This window comes from Paenibacillus sp. MABNR03 (assembly GCF_050455445.1).
In the GTDB taxonomy this organism is placed as follows: domain Bacteria; phylum Bacillota; class Bacilli; order Paenibacillales; family Paenibacillaceae; genus Paenibacillus; species Paenibacillus xylanilyticus.
The window spans coordinates 1,064,683-1,087,755 of record NZ_JBCIYR010000001.1; the positions used below are offsets into that span (position 1 = coordinate 1,064,683).

Genomic DNA, 23,073 nt, shown 5'->3' on the forward strand with positions numbered 1-23,073 from the left:
CCGCTTGTGGAATTTCATCCACAGGCGGGACAGTTTTTTTAGATATAATTAAGATCAAAGTAACCATTACCTGCAATCATGGCACTTATACATATACGGGCCAAGCACAACGCTCACAGAAAGGAGTTTACATCATGAAAACGTGGATCGAGGGAGCCATCCGGGGTGAAGCTGAGGCGTATGAGCAATTAATGAAACAGTTCCGCGGGATGGCGCTCGCTGTGGCCTATCACAAACTGGAGGATGCTTTCTGGGCTGAAGATGTGGTACAGGAGGCGTTCACCGAAGCTTTTGCCAATTTGTCGAAGCTGGAGAAACCGGAAGCTTTCCCCGGATGGTTCAAAGTGATCGTTGAAAGGCAGTGCTATCGCTGGTTAAGGCGCAGACAGCACGCCACTTACCCAGTACAGGAAATACAGGACACGGCTGAGGCAAGCGATGAGGCACATAATCCGGAACAACTGGTCTTACAAAAGGAAGTGCACCGCATTCTGCGCGATTCCATTACCAGTTTGCCGTCATCCATGAGGCATGTGGTGGACATGTTCTATTTTCAGGGCTATTCACTTAAGGAAATATCCGATTTCCTCAGCGTGTCTGTCCCGGCACTGAAGAAAAGGCTGTATGATGCCCGGGCGAAGCTTAGGCAGACAATACCTGTTGCGGACGTTATTTCCGTATTCAGAGAACTGCATGAAGGGGGAAAAGGCATGTTACATATCACGAATGGAGACCATGCGGCTGATCGTTTGCTACAAAGTGGAATTGAAGGAGAGGTACTGGTCTGGCGCGAACTATACACGTTTGGACCTGTAGCCAGAGATATGGGGAACGAGATGGAGAGAAGCAAGCGTGCAGCCTATCTCGAACATCAATTGGGGATACCGCAGACGGAATACCTGCAAATTGTGGAGCTGGAACGCAAGCTTCATGCATTCTATGAATATAAGGAAATTGTACTATGGTTTGAATATGATCTCTATGATCAGGCGATGTTATCTTACCTGCTGCACTATTTTAAAGGTCAGTCACTGGGGGATACCAAACTGAATCTGTTGTGTATTGATGCTTATCCGGAGATAGAGCACTTTCGGGGACTCGGTCAGCTTACACCTGGACAGATTGGACGTTTGTCAGGCACCTGGCATGTGATGGGAGCGAAGGAAATTCAGGCAGGCAGCAAGTTCTGGGAAGCGTACACCTCTCCCGATATTCAAGATCATATGGATTACTTGAAACAGGATACTTCAATTTACCCGTTTGCCCATGCTGCTTTCGAGGCTCATTTGTCCCGTATGCCATCGCTATCGAATGGTCTGGGTGTCATTGAACAAACGACGTTGGAAGCTGTGAGGCAGGGTGTGGAGAATCCTTATCCATTATTTAAACATGTGGGTGATCGGCTGCATGTCTTGGGCATGGGGGATTTGGAATATTGGGCACATCTGAGAAGAATGACCAAGGAACCACATGCCTTACTACACATCAGTGGAGTGGATACTTTTCCTGATTTTACACAGCATGATGAAAAATTCCGTTACAGCGTGTTATCTCTAACAGAACTCGGCAACCAGGTATTGGCTGGAGAAGTGGATTGGGCAGAATTAACAAGAGAGGAATCCTGGGTTGGAGGACTGTGGAACGAAACAGGAAAAAAACCTCTTTGGCGTTGGGACACGTCTACCGGTTTTCCTGTGAAAATGGAACCATAGTTTCTTCCGCAGCAGATACGTACAATAAAGAGTATTCCCTGAGTCTGAACACGAGTGGGAATACTCTTTTATTTAGTTAGCAAAACGTATACAAAATGGCGTATTCGCTACTTTTGTTAAGTAAATAGCTGATTATCACCATTTCGTTGTCATAGGACACGGATTGACTGTGTAGTCTAGAGTTATATAATAAAAGAAGCATATCCTTTTATTCGACAGAACAAAGATGGAGGTGGAAGCGTTGGGAAGTTGAAACTGCATATGAGCGGCAGAATGGCTAATATCCTACATTTTCGAAGGAGGTGGACCTATTTGCCGAAGAATGACGGCGAATAGGATGACAATTTGAGTGACCCCTTACCGAGTATATTAAATTTATTTTTAATTGCTTTGCTTGTATTAATGAATGGTTTTTTTGTCTCGGCAGAATTCGCGATGGTGAAAGTGCGCGGCAGCCGAATTGAAGCTTTGGTGGAAGCAGGCAACAAAAGAGCGATCTATGCTTCCAATATTGTACGTAACCTGGATGGTTACCTGTCTGCGTGCCAATTGGGCATAACGCTGGCTTCGCTAGGACTGGGTTGGCTTGGAGAGCCTGCTATTGCTCACTTGCTTGAGCCCATGTTTACCGCGTTTGGACTCGGTCCGGTATACGTACACGGAATATCAATTGTAATTGCTTTTGTTATTATTACGATTTTGCATATTGTACTCGGGGAACTTGCTCCCAAGACGATGGCAATCCGCAAATCCGAGACGGTGACGTTATGGTCTGCGGCACTGCTTACGTTCTTTTACAAATTAATGTATCCCTTTATCTGGGCTCTAAATGGAATGGCGAACAGCCTGCTGAGATTGTTTCGAATGGCACCTGCTTCGGAACATGACTCGGCGCATAGCGAAGATGAAATACGCATTCTCATGAAAGAAAGCAATAAGAGCGGTTTAATTGACAATACTGAATTGGCGCTTGTTGATAATATATTTGATTTTACGGCAACAACCGCCCGTGAAATTATGATTCCGCGGACGGAAATGATCTGTCTGAACGCCAATCAGTCCATGCTTGAAAACCTGGAAATTGCCAGTGAAAGCATGCGGACCCGCTATCCGGTCTATAACGGTGACAAGGACCACATTATTGGCTTTATTCACATCAAAGATCTGATGCGGTCTCAGCTCACAGACACGATTTCCGTGATTCGTCCGATCCTCGCCGTACCGGATTCGACACCCATCAGTGATCTGCTCAAGCGTATGCAGCGCAGCAAGACACAGATTGCGATTTTGATTGATGAGTACGGAGGAACTTCCGGTATGGTGACGCTGGAGGACATTATGGAAGAGATCGTGGGCGAGATCCAGGATGAATTTGATCAGGAGCGACCTGCCATTGAGAAAGTGGATGAGATGGAATACTCCATTGACGGCATGATGCTGATTGAAGAAGTCAGTGAGCGGTTCGAACTGGACATGGATCGGAGCGACTACGATACGATTGGTGGATGGCTCTACTCCAGAGTGGACGCTATCCCGCCCGAGGTTGGTCAATCCGTGGAATATGGAGGATATGTTTTCGTCATTCAGGAGACGGAGCATAAGCGAATTTCACGGGTAAATGTGATCAAACTGGAGATGTTGGTTGAGGAAGAAGGAGCTTAAACCCTTCATCTGGATCCAAATGATTTTAAATGAAAACAGATAAAAAAGCAGTCTAGAGATGTTATTCATCCCTAGGCTGTTTTTTTTGTTTGCTTAAGTTTGTTATTCACAAGGTCACACGACGAGTCTTGACAAAAGTTAACGACTTGCTGCATATTTAATTCATATACTTTATAAAGTTTGTTTATTATAACATGCAGAATGATTACACCAGAAAGGAGTTACACTGATGGCAACCTGGTTTCTAATTGTGATCTATCTAACATTTATTAGTTTAGGGCTTCCGGATTCACTGCTTGGGTCAGCTTGGCCGGTCATTTGGCCAGAAATCGGTTCTTCCGTAGGTTCAGCTGGTATCATTTCTATGATTATTGCTGGAGGCACCATTGTTTCCAGTCTGGCAAGCGGGAGAATGATTCAGAAAATAGGTACGGGTAAAATCACCTTGTTCAGCTGCTTGCTAACTGCAGTTTCATTGATTGGATTTTCCTTTGCTCCATCCATGTTGTGTTTTATGTTTTTGGCCATTCCACTGGGGCTTGGAGCTGGAGCAGTAGATGCGGCATTAAATCATTATGTCGCCGAAAATTACAAAGTACATCACATGAACTGGCTGCACTGCTTCTGGGGAGTTGGCGCTACCATGGGCCCCATTATCATGGCTGGCTATATAGCAGGTCAGAATTCATGGAGAAGCGGGTATACAGCAGTCGCTGTCATCCAGCTCATACTTGTTATTGTGCTTTTTATAACGCTTCCTTTATGGAAACGTGTCGCAGCGAGGCGTGAAACAGCACAACCAGTGAAAAAAGACATAAAGACACAGCAAGAGATGGTTATTCCGGTGAACGTACTGAAAATAAGGGGAGTTACGCCGTCGCTGATCGCTTTTCTGTTATATTGCGGGGTAGAAACAACCGTTGGACTTTGGGGAGCCAGCTACTTGGTAGGTACAAAAGAATTTTCAGCAGACATGGCTGCTGGATGGATCTCTCTTTATTATGGAGGAATTACTTTCGGCAGGTTTATCACGGGTTTTATCACTTTAAAAGTCCATAATCGCCTCTTGATCCGTTACGGTCAATGGGTGACGATTGGCGGTGGATTCCTATTGTTGCTTCCTTTACCCTCATCGTTCTCCGTAGCGGGCTTTATACTCATTGGACTCGGTCTTGCTCCGATCTATCCAGGACTATTGCATGAAACGCCTACTCGGTTTGGTAAAGAAAATTCAGCAAAGTTAATGGGGTACCAGATGGCTGTCGCCTATAGCGGTACCACACTGATTCCACCACTCTTTGGACTCCTTGCAACGAAAACCAGTACGGACTCTTTTCCAATTATAGTAATTATCCTACTTGTCCTTTTGCTGCTCAGTGCAGAGGTGGTAAATCGTTTACTCATCAAACCTGAAATAGTGGGGAGGTGAGAAGATGGTGTATATTATTTTAGCTGTGGTCATCTGGGCTGGCGCCTATGCAAGTTTAGCCTCGTCGAAGCAGTCTATGGAAGTGAAGCCAATCCGCTCGATCGATGATTTGTTTGATTAATGGATGTTGTGATTTCCCCATAAAAATCTCATCATCCTTGACCCCTGATTCATATCCATGTTAAGTTTTTGGTATCTGAAGTCATATGATTTTAAAGGGGGATAGAGTTATGGCTGAATTAGAGGTTGTAGATGTTTATGTGAACCTGTCACTGGATATGAACATTGGCACGGTTCACCAAATCACGAATCGGAATTCGGAGCTTTATCCGTCTATGAATAGATATACCTGGCGTTAAGTTTGAATTGCTTGGATTTATAAAAGATCGGATAAAATAAGGGAACCATGTCTTGGTCATAACCTCATTCATTTAGCAACTTAACATAAATGAAAAGGATGATCCCTTATGTCAATAATAAACGTCTCAAACCTGACTTTTGCCTATGACGGCAGTTACGATAACATATTTGAAAATGTGAGTTTTCAGCTGGACTCCGATTGGAAATTGGGCTTTACCGGGAGAAACGGGAGAGGGAAAACAACGTTCCTTAACCTGCTGCTCGGTAAATATGAATACAGTGGTACGATTTCTTCAAATGTTCATTTTGAGTATTTTCCTTTCCATGTTGAACATAAAGACTCAATGACTCTCGATGTGATTAGCGATGTTCATCCAGACTATCAGCATTGGGAACTCGTGCGAGAGCTCAACCTTTTGAAGGTATCCGAGGATGTTTTGTATCGGCCATTTGATTCCTTATCCAATGGGGAACAAACGAAAGTCATGCTGGCTGCGTTGTTCATGAAGGAAAATCAATTTTTGCTTATTGACGAACCTACCAATCATCTCGATCTGCATGCTAGAAAGCTCGTCAGTGATTATCTGAGCAGGAAAAGTGGTTTTATCCTGGTATCCCACGATCGTTCCTTTCTGGATAACAGTGTAGATCACATTCTTTCGATCAATAAAACAAACATCGAGATTCAAAAAGGGAATTTCTCCGCTTGGTGGGAAAATAAAAAGAGACAAGATGAATATGAACTGGCAAGCAACGAAAAGCTGAAAAAAGACATTAAACGTTTATCTGACTCAGCCAAACGGACCGGGGGCTGGTCCCATGAAGTCGAAAAATCCAAAAATGGTACAAGAAACTCCGGCTCTAAGGTGGATAAAGGCTATATTGGGCACAAGGCTGCAAAAATGATGAAACGTTCCAAAAACATTGAGCAGCGGCAGCTGTCTGCCATTCAAGAAAAGTCCAAACTCCTCAAAAATATTGAAAGTGCAGAAAGGCTGCAGATTCATCAATTGGACTTTCACAAAAATGAAATTATTCAACTGGAAAATGTGTCGATTGCATATGGTTCCAATACAGTGTGTAAGGACATAAGTTTTACGGTTGAAAAAGGGGACCGTATTGCTCTTTATGGTAAAAATGGATCTGGTAAATCAAGTATCCTTAAATTGATTTGCGGAGAGGATATTTCATATACAGGTCATCTTCGCAAAGATCCTCAGGTTAGGTTTTCGTATGTGTCACAGGATACATCTGGTCTCGCTGGAAGCTTATCAGAGTACGCGTCTATTGCGGGTATTGACGAGAGCCTCTTTAAATCTATATTACGAAAGTTGGATTTCTCGAGACTGCAATTGGATAAGGATATCTCAACCTATAGTGCTGGCCAGAAAAAGAAAGTACTGATTGCCAAAAGCCTCAGCGAGGAGGCACACTTGCACGTGTGGGATGAACCGCTCAATTTTGTTGATGTCATCTCTCGCATGCAAATTGAAGACCTGCTTCTAGAGCACTCTCCAACGCTTCTTTTTGTGGAACATGACAGTGAATTTTGTGCAAATATCGCAACGAAGATCATTGAGTTATGAACGGGGGAGTGGAAACTCCTTAACTCCTTAATATGCCTATACGAAAGCTGAATTGTTTACGTTTCAATTTGGGTTTTAACCTGCCCACAGATTCAACGCAAGAAAGAAAGACGCTGCCGACATCAAAAGTCGGAGCGTCTTTTTTTTGAAACCTGCAAGCCACTCCATCCGTTTATACCTTACACAAAATCAAATTTGGCATTTGAGGAGGAATGAATATGTGGAAAATGAGGTTGTCGTCCATCCTAAAAGTTACACTTGCTGCTGCATTATCGATCCCTGCAGTCCTATCCATCCCAGCCGGAAGTATCGTCGTGGCTAGTCCAAATCTGGCGTCTAGAGCACTTACTGCACCACCACCGCCACTGGAACCAAGTGTTCACTCCCTGGCAGCTCTAAAATATATCTATCAGGCCGATGGTAACGTTGCACCCGGAGGCGGCCTGACAGCAAACGTAACTACAACGACATCAACCTTCAAGGAAATGAAATCCCTTCAAGTCGAGTATCGACTGGAACGTTGGACCGGCTCGGAATGGGTGACCTATCGGACCAGTTCCAAAAAGAAGACACAAACGCAATCCCTTTATGCTCAGTCCAGTTGGACAGTCATCACAGGTTATTACTATCGGGTTGTCAGTAAACATACAGCTGATGACGGAACCAAACCCGAGACTACAACAGATATTTCAAGTAACGTATTATTTTGATTGATTATTGGGTACTGCCAGGAAACTTCTGTTCCTGCAGATCATTGGCTATTGCAATCATTTCATCTTGTGTAACGGTCCCAAATAAACTCATGTTTACCGAACCCATCATCCATTGAAATGTGTTATAGGGTGGGCCGATGTATACAAAAGCATCGCTACCGTCAGCTAATTTGACAACATTGGTTTCACGGAGCATTGGACCTTCAATGACCTGTCCAGGCATGACATTGACATAGTCAAATTGGATAATCTCTTCTTCACCATTCTTGCCTTCACCCATATAGCGGACCCTCATCCGATCGGTTTTATAATAATCGTCAGAATTAACCGGGATATCAGGATTCAGAATCAGCTCATATTTAACCTTTTTAAAACGCTCGGGTATAGCTCTTGACAACAAAAAGTCACCCTTGAATCCCGAGCGAGCTATTTCTTCCGTTACGACTACCTCTTCAAGGACGATGGATTTGTCCTCAAATTGTTGCACAAATTCCTCAGCCTCATCGCCAGTAAAAATTTGGGGAGCCTCATTAATTCCACGTTCAGGTGGAGGCGCTGTTTTGGCGGTTGAAGGATCCGCTCCGAGCTGAGTGGTACGATCCTCAATCACGATTGATTTTACACCGTTGCCCCAATCCTTGATCGACTGGACAAAAGGTGAAACGGCTTGTGTCCCGGATGGCAAACTGAAGATGACACCACCGATCGTTAACGATGCAGCCACCACAATAGATAAGCGCAAAGTACGCATTCTTTTTTTTCTTACGCCAATTCGCATAATTTCCCTTTGAACTTGCAGCCAGGATTGACGCATAGGTTCCGTATTGGAGGTAGGGGGAGCAGAGACAGCCTGATGGAAGGCTTCATCAAACGCCAGATCAAACGCGGCATCGAAATATTCTTCCTCCAGCTCTGAATGCAAATGTTCAAAAAGCCTATCTGACTTGCCTTTGCTCAATGGTCCCACCCCATTCCTTATGTAATTGCTTCTTGATACTGCCTCGGGCCCTGAACAAACGTTGTTTCACGATTTCTTCCGAAGTGTCCAGCAGCTCAGCCATTTCCCGATAGGACAATCCTTCTTTCCAGCGCAGTTCTACCAGCACTCGATATTCGGGTTTTAGTTGTTCCAGATAGAACTCAATGGATTCCTGCATCATTTGCGTCTCCACAGTGCTCTCTACGGATGCTGTTGTCTGATTGATTGTCTCCATATCTATAAAAACACTATCCGTATCCAGTTGGTTACGGTTATTTTTATTTTTTCTCAGATAATTAATAGCCGTGTTTCGGGTGACGACCTTGAGCCATGCTTTCAGTTTGACTTCGTTCTCGAAAATAGGTTTGTTTTTAATAATTTTGATAAATGCTTCCTGGATAATATCTTCTGCTGCAGTACGTTCCTTGATGATATAAACGATGAGACCATGAACCATATTATAGTATTCGTAATACACTTCTTCCTGAAGTGTGGGGCTCAAATTATGGAAATCTGAGGCCAAGAGTAACTGGAGCCGATTGGCCATGATGTTCTCCTTTCTGGTGAACAATCCACAAACATTGGTATCATTACATTTTACAACATTATATGGAAATGACACAATGGGAGGTTGCTCCGACAATAGGAGAAAGCGTGAACTCACATACCACAAGGAGACTGCCTCACCAACCATGAATTGTGGTCAGCAAGGCAGCCTAATCAACATCAATATGAGATTATTAGGGAATGGAAAATGCTTAGAATGCCCAATCCCCATTCAGGAAGACTGCTTCCCGTTCTCCGCTTGCCGTAATGCCATAGATATTGGTTTCCGGGGAACCCATCATGAAGTCTACATGCGTAATGCTGGAGTTCATGCCACGGGCAGCAAGTTCATCGGGAGACATGGCTTTGCCGCCTTCCATATTAAAAGCATAGGAACTGCCGATGGCCAGATGACATGAAGCATTCTCATCATATAACGTGGTGTAATATAGAATGCCGCTCTCGGAGATCGGTGAATGGAAGGGCACCAATGCCACCTCGCCAAGATAATGAGAGCCCTCATCCATGTTAATGAGTCGTTCCAGTGTATCCTGACCCTCTTCTGCATGAAAATCGACAATACGGCCATTCTCGAATGTGAGCGAGAAGCGATCGATAATGCTGCCGCCATAACTAAGTGGTTTGGTGCTTGAAACCTTGCCATTGACGCCATGCTTGCTCGGAGCCGTGAACACTTCCTCCGTCGGAATATTGGCAACGAAACGGGTTCCCTGTTCATTAACACTGCCCGCTTGCGCCCATATGTGCCCTTCAGGGAGTTCAACCGTCAGATCGGTTCCAGGTGAGACAAAATGTAATGCTTTATACTTTTTGGTGTTTAGGGCAACCGCTTTATGTTCCAACCGGTCTATATGCTGTTCCCAGGCTTGAACAGGGTCATCCAGATCGGCTCTGACAGCGGCGAAAATGGCCTCCCACAGCTGCTTCATCTGTTCCGAGGCAGGCAGGTTCGGGAATACCTTTGCTGCCCAATCCGGTGAAGGACAGGCTACTCCGGTCCAGCTCATTTTGTCGGCCTGCTGATACTGCCGGTATTTGGCCATCGCCTGCCCGTATGTACGCTGATGAGTAGAGATTCGTTCTGGATCAATCCCTTTGAGCAGATCCGGACTTGAAGAGAGGACGGTCAAAAAGGCAGCGTTGTTCGCTGCCAACTCTTCAAGCTCAGCCGCATGCCACTTTGGCGGCTCCTGAAATGACTCTTGCGGAGCCATCTCGAACCGCAGCCGATTTACGGTCTCATCTCCATATTTTACGATGACTTGTTTGGCACCGACTTCGTAGGCTTTACGAACAAGAAGACGCACAAACTCAGCTGTATCAATCATCGCGCTGATCACCAGGATTTGCCCGGGTTGAACGTTGGCACCCACTTTGACAGCCAGCTCTGCGTAACGATCCAGTTTTTGTTCAAAACTTAACATTGTAGTGACCTCCATGTTCTGTGAATTTACCCGCTGACGCAGGAAAAGAGAGGAGTGATCTCCTCTCTCCATGAACCGTTATTATTAAAATGCCCAGTTCCCTTGCAGGAAGATGGGTTCTTCTTTCCCTTCGGAAGTAACACCGTGAATGTTCATTTCTGCCGATCCTACCATGAAATCCACATGGGTAAGGCTTGAGTTCAATCCACCATCGATTAACTCCTGCTTCGACATGGCTTTGCCGCCTTCCAGACAGAACGCATAGGCGTTACCAATCGCCAAGTGGTTAGATGCATTTTCATCAAACAGGGTGTTATAGAACAAAATGTTCGTATCGGAAATCGGTGATTGATGGGGAACGAGGGCTACCTCACCCAGATAATGTGCACCTTCATCCATTTCGATCAGGTTTTTGAGTGCATCATGTCCCTGTTCAGCCGTAAAGTCAACAATTCGGCCCTTCTCGAATGTAAGAGAGAAACCGTCGATAAGGTTACCGCCATAGCTCAGTGGTTTGGTGCTCCGTACGGTACCGTTAACTCCTGTTTTCAGTGGTGCAGTAAACACTTCCTCCGTCGGCATATTGGCAACGAAGACATGACCTTGCTCATTAATGCTGCCACCGGATACCCAGATATGTCCTTCAGGAAGCTCAATGGTTAAATCTGTGCCAGGGGCAGTGTAATGCAATTTTTTGTATTTTTTCTTGTTGAGCAGATCGGCACGGGAATCAAGGTTTTGTAAATGTGTTTTCCATTCGGAAACAGCATCCTGTTCTCCAATGCGAACCGTTTTGAAAATCACATCCCACAGCTTATCGATTTGCTGCTCTGCAGGCAGATCCGGGAATACTTTTGCAGCCCATTCCGGGGAAGGAACTGCAACGATGGACCAACTGAATTTATCAGCCATCTGATATGCACGATATTTCTCCAGTGCTTTTCCGCGCACTTTTTGACTAGTCACAATACGATCCTGAGCTACACCATTCAAGAGATCGGGATTTTCCGCGATGACATGCAGAATGGCTGCACCTTCTTCAACAAGTTCAGTCATTTCGCCTGCAAACCATTTCGGTTCAATGGAGAAGGCTTCATCCGGTGCAAGATCATAGTGGAGACGTGTTACGGTTTCATCACTCCAGTTTACTTTGACCAGCTTGGCACCTGTTTCATAAGCTGCCTTCACGATCAGACGCACAAAGTGTGCTGCAGTGATTGGTGCATTGACAACGAGTGTTTGTCCAGGATGAACGTTTACTCCCACTTTGACGGCCAGTTCTGCGTATTGCTGTAGATTAAGCTCGAAATTATTCATGCTATATTCTCCTCCTGTTATATAACGTATTGTAGCTCTCTAGCTGGAACATTAAGCCCCTCATTTCGTGTATGTAAGGGTACATTGAGGTTCCTTCATTGAATAAGGTATACGTTGCTACGATATATATTGTACAATTAACCAATAATAATTACCAAACTAGGTTTACCATATATGATGTAGACCTGTTAGAGATGAGAGATTAAAGGAGTGTATGATGGTGAATATCGAAATTATTCGTGCTGAGATGCGTCGGGAAGACGAGAAATCCTATATTGGAACAACCGTTTTTCGTGCAGAAGGGGAAAAGTCCATTTACGAGGTGACGTTTATGAGCAAGAACGGGAAGGACTGGGATTACAGTCTTCATTTCACGGAGCAATCCGGCGATGAAGAAGAACTCCTGCGTATGGACGAGCTGCTGGAAAACGATGATGATCTGTACGACAAGCTGCTTGACGCGGCTCTGGATGCCTATCCGGCATAATCAGAACAGAGGAAGATGTTCTATTATGTGAATTAACGGACTATACTAGACGGTGTGTGCTCAAACAGGGTATGCATCGTCTATTTTTATGAGAAAAGGGAATAGATATGCCAAAAAGGGGCAGTCTATGGATGGCAAACAGAGGGACAATCGCCTGAATGGGAGGTAACCGTGGATGACATCTGACAATCTGATCACAGCAGGAATGACAGGACTTGAAGAAGTCGCGCACGATATCCTCAGTCTGCGTACATTATTTGTTAATGTTGTGTTCATCGGTGAAAAGGGAAGCAGGAATTGGGTACTCGTGGATACCGGAATGGCGAGATTCACGGATCATATTGTGCGCATTGCAGCAGAACGGTTTCAGGGACCGCCGTCCGCCATTATATTGACACACGGCCACTTTGACCATGTGGGTACTGTAATTGAGCTTGAGCAGTTCTGGGGAGTACCCGTCTTCGCTCATCCGCTAGAATTACCTTATTTAACAGGGTTAAAAGATTATCCTCCAGCGGACCCTTCCGTAGGTGGTGGCTTGATGGCTAGATTGTCATTCGCATATCCAAATGAAGCAATCAACCTGGATGATCGAATATTCAGCCTGCCGGAAGATCACACAATACCTGGAATGCCCGGTTGGCAGTGGGTGCATACGCCAGGCCACACGCCTGGACATGTGTCGCTTTTCCGCGAGGAAGACCGCATCCTCATTGCAGGAGACGCCATTATCTCGGTGAAGCAGGAGTCACTATGGAGTGTGCTGCTGCAGGACCAACAGATGCATGGTCCACCAGCATACTTTACAACAGATTGGGATGAAGCCCACCGTTCGGTTCATGCGATCCGCCGATTGGAACCCAGAGTGGCGGTTACCGGCCATGGCCATTCACTGACTGGAGATTTCTTGCGTGATTCGCTCGAGCAGCTTGATCTGGACTTTGAGCAGAATGCTGTGCCGGATCACGGCAAATATGTTGATTAATCGGGTAAGGATTGCCATTAGGACAGCCGCGGAGCAGCGCAGCTGTCTTTTTTGTCGTCTGATGATGAAAATGTTCTATATCATAGATTGGTATTTTGTGCCCAGTCGTGATATATTCGAGCCGTATAATATAACCTTAGAATGCAGGAGGTACATATAACAATGACACAGCAGAATACAGCGTATGAAGAGAAATTTGGCGGAATTCCAGCGGTCTGGCTTCGTTTTAATCAATTTGAGGCGGCTGTAATTCCAAGCGTGGGTGCCAACCTGGTTGCGTTTCGTGATACAGAGCGTGGTCATCGCTATCTACGTGAGCCGGATCTAAATAATATGGATGCATTCAAAGCTGCGCCAGCGGTATACGGTATTCCAATTTTGTCTCCACCGAACCGTTATGAAGATGGCCGCTTCCCATGGAATGGCGAAGTCTATCAATTGCCAGTGAACGAGCCGGCTACGGGCAATCATCTGCACGGCTTTTTGCATGAGGCGGAATGGAAGGTTGAAGGGTACGGAACCAATGAATTGGAGAGTTATATTCTGCTCAGCCAGGAAGTTAAAGAGGGGCATCTTTTCCACAAATATCTGCCGTTCACGTTTACGGTAACCCTTCGATATTCCCTTGGCAGCACCGGGCTTCAACAGCAGCTGAATGTTCGCAATAACGGCAAAGAACGCATGCCGAATTTGTTTGCTTTCCATACTGCCATTAATGTCGCGTTTGTACCGGACAGCCAAGTGTCGGACTACACCACAAAAATCACCATTGGTCAGCGTCGCGAACTGAATGAGCGTTCTTTGCCTACCGGCCAATTTCAACCGCTTTCACCGAATGAGGAAAAGTTAAAGGCTGAGGGTGTCAGCCCGTTCTTTGAGGCCATGGACAATCACTATACAGCCGAACCACAGAATGGTCGAAACTACATGGAGCTTACAAATCAGCGTACAGGGGACAAGTTCGTTTATGATGTAGGCGCTTCATATAAACACTGGATGATCTGGAACAACAATACGGAAGGCGGATTTTTCTGTCCCGAACCCCAGATGAACTTGGTCAATGCCCCGAATGTACAAGGTATACCAGCCGAAGAGATGGGATTGATCGCGCTTGAGCCTGGTGAAATATTTGAACAAACCAGCCGCCTTTATCCGATTTACTCGTAAAATAATATGATTTGTGCATTTTGAGTTGCGCTTACAATTTTGTCGAAAAGGTGAAAATCTGAAGGGCAATCATGTATAATATGACAAAGAGATACACGCTTACGAGAGACCCAGACCAACTATTTGGAGGAGGAAAATCAAGTGGAATACCGCATTGAGAGAGATACACTCGGAGAAATGAAAGTACCAGCCGACAGATTATGGGGCGCTCAGACACAGCGCAGCAAGGAAAACTTCCCGATTGGGCGCGAACATATGCCGATGGAAGTCATTCGTGCGCTTGCCATTTTGAAAAAGAGTGCTGCAGCGAGCAACCATAAGCTCGGCAAGCTGTCTGCTGCCAAGTCGGATGCCATTGCGTATGCAGCGGACGAGATTATTGCTGGCCGAATTGACGATCATTTCCCTCTAGTAGTATGGCAGACCGGAAGTGGTACGCAATCCAACATGAATGTGAATGAAGTCATCGCTAATCTGGGCAACCAGCTGCTCGAACAGAAGGGCAAGGAAGAACGATTGCACCCGAATGATGATGTGAACATGTCCCAGAGCTCTAACGATACGTTCCCGACTGCTCTGCATGTTGCAGGTGTGCTTGCAGTTGAAGATCAGCTTCTGCCAGCGATTGCTGTACTGAAATCGACCTTTGCAGACAAAGCCGAAGCGTTTAAGGATATTATCAAAATTGGACGTACCCACCTGCAGGACGCTACACCCATTACCCTTGGTCAGGAAATCAGTGGCTGGGAAGCCATGCTGGACAAGAGTGAGCGCATGATTCGCGACAGTGTTCATTATATGAAGGAACTTGCGATTGGAGGTACAGCTGTAGGAACGGGAATTAACGCCCATCCTGATTTTGGTGATTATACTGCCAAGGAAATTGGCAAACATACAGGCAAGGATTTTGTATCAGCACCCAACAAATTTCACGCACTGACAAGTCATGACGAAGTGGTTTACGCCCATGGTGCAGTTAAAGCGCTTGCAGCTGACCTGATGAAGATTGCTAATGATGTTCGCTGGCTTGCAAGTGGTCCACGCAGTGGTCTCGGGGAGATCCGTATTCCGGAGAACGAACCGGGCAGTTCCATCATGCCAGGAAAAGTGAATCCGACCCAGAGCGAGGCACTGACCATGGTCGTGACGCAAGTGATGGGGAACGATGCTGCGATCGGATTTGCGGCAAGCCAGGGTAACTTTGAGCTGAATGTATTCAAACCGGTCATCATTTATAATTTCCTGCAATCCGTACAACTGCTAGCGGACTCTATCATTGCCTTTAATGATAAGTGTGCTGTCGGCATCGAGCCTAATTTGGGTCAAATTGAACATAACCTTAACAACTCGCTGATGCTGGTCACTGCCCTTAATCCGCACATTGGTTACGAGAATGCAGCCAAGATTGCGAAGCTGGCTCATAAGGAAGGATTATCACTGAAAGAGGCTGCTCTGCAAACAGGCTTGCTGACTGAAGAACAGTTCGATCAGTATGTTGATCCGGCTAAGATGATTGCACCGAAAGCATAATTTAAACATCCTAGGAAAATAGATATGAGAGCAAGATGAAAGAAAAAAGCGACCTGCTTAAGCAGGTCGCTTTTTTTATTGGGGGAGTTTGAATAGAAACAATTTTCCCTTAAAGCCACATCTGATCTCACCTCTAAGCCCCATAACATTCAGACTACGGAAAATTAGATCAAAATGCGTTTAACCCTCTAATTCATATACTCGGAATATACGGATTCAGAATAGGTAATATGCGGATATAATGCTTGTCAGACTTCACGTATCCAGATAAACTACAATATGCAGATCTAATTTATTGTTCGGTGAATTGTTTATTTCATTGGAGGTTTCCGAGTTGTCGAAGAAGAGAAGATTTACGATACGCTCCAAAATTCTGTTGGGCTATCTTGTGGTTGTACTGTTATTCGGTGCTGCCTTGCTCGTTTTATCGGCTCAAATTAATGAATTGCAAAAAGAAAATGATTTTATAAGCCACCACGACCTGGAAGTGCATAATCTGACCAACGCCATTGAGAAAGATGTTCTCGACATGGAAACCGGACAGCGAGGATTCATGCTTACAGGAAAAGACAGTTACCTCGATCCCTATAATCAAGCACTTTCGGAGTGGAATTCGAATTATGATCAGCTGTACGGGTTGATTAGTGATAATCCCTCCCAGCAACAGAGTTTGCAAACGATTAATACCCATATTACACGCTGGATTGAAATTGCAGGCGAACCTTCTATTGAATTGAAGAGACAAGGTGATAAGGAAAAGGTGGTTGCGTTTTTTCAATCCGATCCCGGTAAAAATGAAATCGATCTACTTCGGGCTCAACTTTCAAGTTTCCGCAATACAGAGATTGCCTTAACGGAAGCCCGTGTAAATAGTCTTGCTGAACGCAGCTCCACGCTGCTTACGATCATGTACACCTTATGGACTGCGATTGCCGCATTCTCCATTGGAGCAGCTATTATGGTTTCCGGTAATATTGTCAAAACACTACGTGAAGTCAAACAAACGATCAGCGATATTTCCAAGGGTGGCAACCTGACAGAGCGGATTCATGTGCGAACACAGGATGAAGTGGGTGACCTTGGTCGTGAGACCAACCTATTGCTGGATAAGGTGCAGGAACAGAATCGGGTGAAGGATCAGATTACTAGTATCGCCACTCTCTTGCAGAATCCCAACAATCTTGAGGGACTGTCACGCCTGTTCCTGAATCAGCTTGCCATCCTGCTGGAAGTTCCGTATGGTGTTCTCTACTATTGGAAAGATAATCGGCTGCTGCGTGTAGCTGCGTATGCGGCAGACGGAGAAAAAGAGCGATCTCTTGGCAAAGTTTCCCTCGCTCCAGGCGAGGGACTCGTTGGTCAAAGCGCTGTAGAAAAACGGATAATGCGCATGAACGATTTGCCGCAGAACTATATCCGAATCTCTTCCGGGTTGGGCCATGCGTCTGCAACATCGTTGACAGTGGTACCTGTTATCTTTGAGGGCCGAACCATAGCGGTGGTTGAGCTCGCTTCATTAAAACCTTTACAGGAGAATGAACTGGAACAGCTTAAGGAACTAATCGAGATATTCGGTGTTTCCCTTCATTCGACGGCAACACGTATGGAATTACAGCAGTTATACGATGAATCCCAGGTCCTGAACGAAGAGCTGCAGGCTCAGTCCGAGAAACTTCAAGCACAGACTGAAGAGATGCTGTCACAGACAGAGGAACTGCAAATGCAGACGGAAGAACTGCATATGTTAAACGAGCGTCTGGAAGTGCAAAAAAAAGCAGCTGAAACGACTGCCAGCGAGCTTGCCAATGTGGCAGATCAGCTTCGAACCAGTTCGGGGTACAAATCCGAATTTTTGGCTAACATGTCTCATGAACTTCGTACTCCGCTTAATAGTATGTTAATCCTGTCGGAGATTCTGGCCGAGAACAAACATCAGCACTTGAGTAGTGAAGAGCAAAAATATGCATCTGTTATTCATACATCCGGTAAAGATCTGCTTAATCTCATCAATGATATTCTCGATTTGTCCAAAGTGGAAGCCGGAGAGATGGACATTGATCTGGACGATGTTTATCTCAACGTGCTGCCAGAAATGATGAATCAGTATTTTCTGAAAACTGCCGAGCAGAAAGGAATCGACTTCCGTATCCAGATGCAAGGCGATTTGCCGGAATCTATTGTGACGGATGAGATGCGCTTGCATCAGATTTTAAGAAATCTGCTCTCGAATGCATTCAAATTCACGCATGAGGGTGAAGTAGCCTTGACCATCTCCAGAATGAATCTGGCAGGCTCTGAAGCAGGGGCGGCGGAAACGGATGTGATTGCATTCTCGGTTAGTGATACAGGGATCGGTATCCCGGACGATAAGCTGTTACAGATCTTTGATGCATTCAAGCAGGCTGATGGAGCTACTGCACGCAAATACGGCGGAACGGGGCTGGGACTTTCCATCTCACAATCGCTTGCGGCGCTACTGGGAGGTTCCATATCTGCGACTAGCCGTGAAGGGCAGGGAAGCGTATTTACCCTGTTCTTGCCATTGAAACGGGAGGAGCCCGAAACGGCGAGCGCTTCAAGACTGTTTTTGAACGAGGTAGCTACAACAACGCCTGCAGCAATGATGGACTCTTTTTCAAACTCATCGCAAGATGACATTTTACTTACCCCTCTGGAAGAATCGTTGTTGAATGGCCGTCAAGTTCTCGTCGTGGACGATGATATCCGCAATGTGTATGCACTCGCCAATGCACTTGAACAGTATGGCATGCAGGTCATTACTGCACAGAATGGGTATGAATGTCTGGAGATGCTGGAACGCGGGGAAGCCAATCCCCATATCATTTTGATGGATATTATGATGCCTGAATTGGATGGTTACGAAACCACGCGTCAGATTCGGCAACGATTGAATCTTACACAGCTGCCGATCATCGCATTAACGGCCAAAGCCATGAAAGAAGATCGTGATAAATGTATCGCGGCAGGAGCCTCGGACTATATTAGCAAGCCGCTAAATATCAAAGAGGTATTATCCCGGATGAAGTTATGGCTAAGTCCGGAAACACTTGAAATATGAACTAGATATTCGTAAATAGAGCATTCCAAAATGAAAATTTAAAACCTAATGACAGGTTGCAGAGCCAAGGCTGCGATGTTGTCATGGGTTTTATTTTTTTCTCATGTAAGCTATAAAATTAAAAATGATGTTATAATACTTAACAAATCATGCGGTTTTCTCAAAATGGAAAGCATGAAACCGCAAATTTGAGCTTGTTTTTCCATGATGAGAGTATAATATAACATCATTAGTTATATATATGGGAGGTAGTGTCCATGCAACTTACGGTTAAAGAGGCTTTACAGGTATACCCGTTGTCCGAGGCCAGACTGGTTGCCGGCGGGGAAGGGACTTCACGGATGATGAAATCCGTTAATGTCATGGACGCTCCAGATATAGCGGATTGGATCAAATCCGGAGAATTGTTATTCACAACCGCTTTTATCATGAAAGACAATGAGACAGATGCGCTGCGTTTAATGCGCCGCCTGAATGACCGCGGCTGTGCTGGACTCGGTATTAAGCTTGGGCGTTTCTGGCAGTCCATTCCGCAAGGGATTATTGAGGAAGCGGATCGTCTGCGCCTGCCACTATTGGAACTCCCGTTTCAATTCACCTTTTCCGATCAGATGAATGCCTTGTTCAAAGCGGAACACGAACGCAGCCACAGGTTGCTCCATGAAGTCGTGCAAAAACAGAAGAAACTGATGCAGTTTGCATTGCAACAGCAGCAGCATCGTAATGTATTTGCAGAGCTTGCGACCGTTTTAAATTACCCGCTGGCGGTCATTGGCTCTCGGGGGCATGTGCTCTATGGCAGCGAAGGCATTGCTGGTGATGCGTTGGCACAGGGCTGGCCATGGAAATCCGTCATGCATCGCGTGAAATGGAATCAGGGCAGTTGTCATCGTGTTCCGATCAAGCAAAATGATGAAGAATACGGGTTTCTGCTTGTGTTCACAGACTCGGCGCTCTCTCTTCGGGCGGAGGAAGAATTATTCCAACAGGCTGCGGACGTACTGGCTTTTTATATGGATATGACGTATCGCGAACACATTAATCCGACCGTACAGGATGAGATGCGTACCCTGTTAACCCAGTACCTCGATAACAAAATGACTGTAGAGGAATTGACCAGACTTAGTGAGAACAAAGGCGTTCACCTGTTCCAGGGTACGTATCAATGCGTACTCATTACACTGGAACCTTCTGTTTTTGCCGAGGGAAAATTGTTGAAACAAATTCATCGGGAACTGCAATATAATCCACTCATGCAGTTTACGGCTTCACAGCATTTTCAGATGGAAGATGGGATCCTTTCCATATATACATGTCCGACCGGCCGAGACTATGGTGAAGAATTATCAAGTTTTCTATTGAGCCGCTTCGCGGATGTGTTATCTGCCCAGGAGGCAAGAGGGGCATCTGCTCCACGGTTCTGGATCAGTAAGATGAAGCATGAGCCCAAATCATTGCGCGAAGCTTATCAAGAGTGTCTGGATACCCGGCAATTGGCTCGTCGCTTCGGGATGAAAGACCGTGCACTGCAGTTCGAAATGCTGGAGTTCGCCTATGTGTTCCAACATGTCCCGGATAACATTATGGAGAACTACTGCAATAAGGTACTGGAGCCCTTACTGGCCAGAGACGGTGACCCGAACCAGGTATTGATGAACACGCTGGAATCATTTATTGAGAATGACGGACTTATCAATGAAGCTGCCAAGCAGCTGTTCGTACACCGAAATACCATTACCTACCGGATGGAGAAAATCGGAAGCTTGCTTCAGATGGACTTCAAGAAAACGAATGACCTGCTAAAATTAAAACTGGTATTTACGTTCCGCAAGTTTGGTCGTGATAAAACAACAGCACGAGCATAAGCAGCTGCTATGCAATAACTAAATGATGGCTAGGTCCAGATGAAGTGTTTCAAGGCGGAAGCCATGCAAGAATAATGGTTTTGTACATCATTACAATAACACCAATATAGGAGCAAAAGACTGTGCTTCCCTTACAGGATGTACGGTCTTTTTTTAGGTTTTATGACATAGAAACCCTAAATCCCGTGCACAGATAACAAATCCCTATTGTGATGTTATGTTATATTACAAAATTGCGTAAATATTGTTGCTGCATCCTATCTTGAACCTTAAAATGAAAAACATCAATCTACAGAAGACCGGAGGTTCTAACATGAGCGATCTCATTAAACTCGTTAACAGCTGGTCTGTCACGCAGTTCGTGCATACCTTTGGTGGATTATTTGAGGAATCACCGTGGGTGGCGGAACGTTCCTGGACTTTGCGACCCTTTGATTCAATGGAACACATGATAAATGTAATGAAAAATGTAGTCGAAACATCCGAAGACAAGGTCATACTGCAGCTGCTTCGCAACCATCCCGATCTTGGAGCAAGGATTAGCATGAGCAGCAATTCCGTACAGGAACAAGCCGGCGCTGGACTTGATTCGCTCTCCCCGGAGATGTATAGCGAACTAAGCCAATTAAACAAGGAATATACAAGCCGATTCGGCTTTCCGTTTATATTAGCGGTGAAAGGTCATACCGCTCATTCCATACTCGAGTCCATGCGTCAGCGTAACGGGCGAGGCAGGGAAGAAGAATTTCAGACGGCTCTGAAGGAAGTATTCAAGATTGCATCCATTCGTCTGGAACAGTGGCTTGCACAAATTGGCCATGAACATGAATTGGTGGCGAAGACTGCTGCAATGCCGAAACGAACCATGTATTACGGCAAAGGGGATGTATGGTTGTACCGATCCTACGCCAAACCCCTGACCGGCATCAGTCCGATTCCGGAATCCCCTTTTACCGGGCGAAGCAACATTCTGTTTGGCATGAACATAAAGGTAGCTGTGCAGGGAGATGAATTTTTGCCTTCTTTTACGGAAGGAGATAATTCTCTTATCGTTGCCACGGACTCCATGAAGAACTTTATTCTCAAACACGCTGCGAGCTACACGGGGGCTACAGTTGAGGGTTTTCTAGCTTACGTCAGTCAGCGGTTGCTCGAGACGTATTCTCAAATGACGAAGGTACAGATGACGGCAGATCAGATTCCTTTTGCAGATGTTCCCATCGGGGTTGATGGAAGTTATCGATCGAGTGCGCTGGTATTCCGGTATTCCCAGAATGATCGGGCCACAGCCGCAATAGAGGCAGAACGAAATGGTCAACAAATTGAATGGAGTAATCATTTCAGTGGTGTGGCCGATCTTCGATTGATCAAGGTCAAGGGCAGTGAATTTTCGGGATTTATCCGGGACGAATATACAACGTTGCCTGAGGCGATGGATCGTCCGCTGTTCATTTTCCTGGATATCAACTGGCGATACGACGATCCCAAAGATGGAATGGATGATTCCCGTGGACGTTACGTGGCTGCTGAGCAGGTAAGTGATGTAGCTGCTGCTGTTTTCCATGAATGCCGTTCTGCATCCATTCAACACCTGCTGTATCATATTGGACTTCGTCTGTTGAAGCGGTTCGGGCAACTGAGTGAAGTCTCCTTTGAATCCAATAATCGAACTTGGGATACGGTGCTTGACGAAGTGAAGGAAGGAGACGGCAAGGTGTATACCGAGCCCAGACCGCCTTATGGCTTCCAGGGTTTCTCAATGACAAGGAATGATCTCGAATCAGCGGGCGATGGCTCCAAGAGAGAGGGTGGATTATAATGCCGACAGCAGGAGGACGGATAACAACGCATGTGCTGGACACATCCAAGGGAGTTCCGGCTGCAGGGGTTCGAGTTGAGCTGTATGTTTTGCACAAGGATGAAGAGAAGGAGTTCAAGGTGAAAGTGGCTGAATCGGTGACCAACGGCGATGGACGTCTGGACGTACCGTTGCTGGATGCAGGCAAGCTGGAGCAGGCCGTGTATGAGCTTCATTTCGATGTAGAGGATTATTATGCACAGCGTTCATTCGAAGAGTTAGGGCAGGCACTATGGACGGTGGTACCGATTCGTTTTGCCGTATCCGACGCAGCGAGCCATTATCATATTCCTTTATTGATCGCTCCAGGAGGTTACAGTACATATCGGGGAAGCTGAAGAAATTCGAAAGCT

18 protein-coding genes are annotated in these 23,073 nt (G+C 45.7%); 14 read left to right on the forward strand and 4 right to left on the reverse strand.

What is annotated here, in order from left to right; translation table 11 throughout:
- The first annotated feature begins 134 nt into the window (after positions 1-134).
- The 6 genes from AAIH57_RS04595 to AAIH57_RS04620 all read left to right on the forward strand — a co-directional run bounded on the left by AAIH57_RS04595 (position 135) and on the right by AAIH57_RS04620 (position 7,459).
- A complete protein-coding gene (locus AAIH57_RS04595) occupies positions 135-1,712 on the forward strand; it encodes a sigma-70 family RNA polymerase sigma factor (protein ID WP_430020706.1) in 1,578 nt (525 codons plus the stop codon).
- Positions 1,713-2,057: 345 nt separating this feature from the next.
- Entirely contained in the window at positions 2,058-3,374 is a 1,317-nt protein-coding gene (locus AAIH57_RS04600) for a hemolysin family protein (protein WP_430020707.1), read from the forward strand.
- A gap of 229 nt (positions 3,375-3,603) precedes the next feature.
- The gene (locus AAIH57_RS04605; RefSeq protein WP_430020708.1) at positions 3,604-4,803 is read left to right on the forward strand and encodes an MFS transporter; all 1,200 of its coding nucleotides are present in this window, start codon (positions 3,604-3,606) and stop codon (positions 4,801-4,803) included.
- A 230-nt stretch (positions 4,804-5,033) separates the two neighbouring features.
- Positions 5,034-5,162, forward strand: coding sequence for a hypothetical protein (locus tag AAIH57_RS04610; protein WP_430020709.1), 129 nt, complete (start codon positions 5,034-5,036; stop codon positions 5,160-5,162).
- Between the two features lie 108 nt (positions 5,163-5,270).
- Positions 5,271-6,749 (forward strand): Lsa family ABC-F type ribosomal protection protein, encoded by a 1,479-nt coding sequence (locus AAIH57_RS04615; protein WP_430020710.1) that lies wholly within the window; start codon positions 5,271-5,273, stop codon positions 6,747-6,749.
- A 218-nt stretch (positions 6,750-6,967) separates the two neighbouring features.
- Positions 6,968-7,459, forward strand: a complete 492-nt coding sequence (locus AAIH57_RS04620; protein WP_430020711.1) for a hypothetical protein — start codon at positions 6,968-6,970, stop codon at positions 7,457-7,459.
- Between the two features lie 4 nt (positions 7,460-7,463).
- Here AAIH57_RS04620 and AAIH57_RS04625 read toward each other — a convergent pair whose 3' ends face one another.
- The 4 genes from AAIH57_RS04625 to AAIH57_RS04640 form a co-directional block, all read right to left on the reverse strand.
- Entirely contained in the window at positions 7,464-8,420 is a 957-nt protein-coding gene (locus tag AAIH57_RS04625; RefSeq protein ID WP_430020712.1) for a hypothetical protein, read from the reverse strand.
- Positions 8,398-8,988 carry an RNA polymerase sigma factor gene (locus AAIH57_RS04630; protein ID WP_430020713.1) on the reverse strand — a complete coding sequence of 197 codons (591 nt, stop codon included), beginning with the start codon at positions 8,986-8,988 and terminating at the stop codon, positions 8,398-8,400. Before AAIH57_RS04630 ends, AAIH57_RS04625 begins: the two co-directional genes overlap by 23 nt.
- A gap of 211 nt (positions 8,989-9,199) precedes the next feature.
- Positions 9,200-10,432, reverse strand: a complete 1,233-nt coding sequence (locus tag AAIH57_RS04635; RefSeq protein ID WP_430020714.1) for an aminopeptidase — start codon at positions 10,430-10,432, stop codon at positions 9,200-9,202.
- A gap of 84 nt (positions 10,433-10,516) precedes the next feature.
- Positions 10,517-11,749: an aminopeptidase gene (locus tag AAIH57_RS04640; RefSeq protein WP_430020715.1), complete on the reverse strand. Its 1,233-nt coding sequence runs from the start codon at positions 11,747-11,749 to the stop codon at positions 10,517-10,519.
- A gap of 217 nt (positions 11,750-11,966) precedes the next feature.
- Between AAIH57_RS04640 and AAIH57_RS04645 the strand changes: the two genes are divergently transcribed.
- The 8 genes from AAIH57_RS04645 (at position 11,967) to uraH (ending at position 23,058) form a co-directional block, all read left to right on the forward strand.
- A complete protein-coding gene (locus AAIH57_RS04645; protein WP_175399126.1) occupies positions 11,967-12,236 on the forward strand; it encodes a hypothetical protein in 270 nt (89 codons plus the stop codon).
- 175 nt (positions 12,237-12,411) lie between these two features.
- Positions 12,412-13,221: an MBL fold metallo-hydrolase gene (locus AAIH57_RS04650; protein ID WP_430020716.1), complete on the forward strand. Its 810-nt coding sequence runs from the start codon at positions 12,412-12,414 to the stop codon at positions 13,219-13,221.
- A 162-nt stretch (positions 13,222-13,383) separates the two neighbouring features.
- Positions 13,384-14,388, forward strand: a complete 1,005-nt coding sequence (locus AAIH57_RS04655; RefSeq protein ID WP_430020717.1) for an aldose 1-epimerase — start codon at positions 13,384-13,386, stop codon at positions 14,386-14,388.
- Between the two features lie 141 nt (positions 14,389-14,529).
- Positions 14,530-15,918: a class II fumarate hydratase gene (gene fumC / locus AAIH57_RS04660; protein WP_413033311.1), complete on the forward strand. Its 1,389-nt coding sequence runs from the start codon at positions 14,530-14,532 to the stop codon at positions 15,916-15,918.
- A gap of 334 nt (positions 15,919-16,252) precedes the next feature.
- The gene (locus AAIH57_RS04665; RefSeq protein WP_430020718.1) at positions 16,253-18,997 is read left to right on the forward strand and encodes a CHASE3 domain-containing protein; all 2,745 of its coding nucleotides are present in this window, start codon (positions 16,253-16,255) and stop codon (positions 18,995-18,997) included.
- A gap of 257 nt (positions 18,998-19,254) precedes the next feature.
- Positions 19,255-20,862, forward strand: a complete 1,608-nt coding sequence (locus AAIH57_RS04670; protein WP_175398484.1) for a PucR family transcriptional regulator — start codon at positions 19,255-19,257, stop codon at positions 20,860-20,862.
- 313 nt (positions 20,863-21,175) lie between these two features.
- Positions 21,176-22,681 carry a factor-independent urate hydroxylase gene (pucL, locus tag AAIH57_RS04675; protein ID WP_430020719.1) on the forward strand — a complete coding sequence of 502 codons (1,506 nt, stop codon included), beginning with the start codon at positions 21,176-21,178 and terminating at the stop codon, positions 22,679-22,681.
- On the forward strand, positions 22,681-23,058 hold the full coding sequence (gene uraH, locus AAIH57_RS04680; protein WP_175398486.1) for a hydroxyisourate hydrolase: 378 nt from the start codon (positions 22,681-22,683) through the stop codon (positions 23,056-23,058). The genes pucL and uraH overlap by 1 nt, the downstream gene beginning before the upstream one ends.
- Positions 23,059-23,073: the final 15 nt, after the last annotated feature.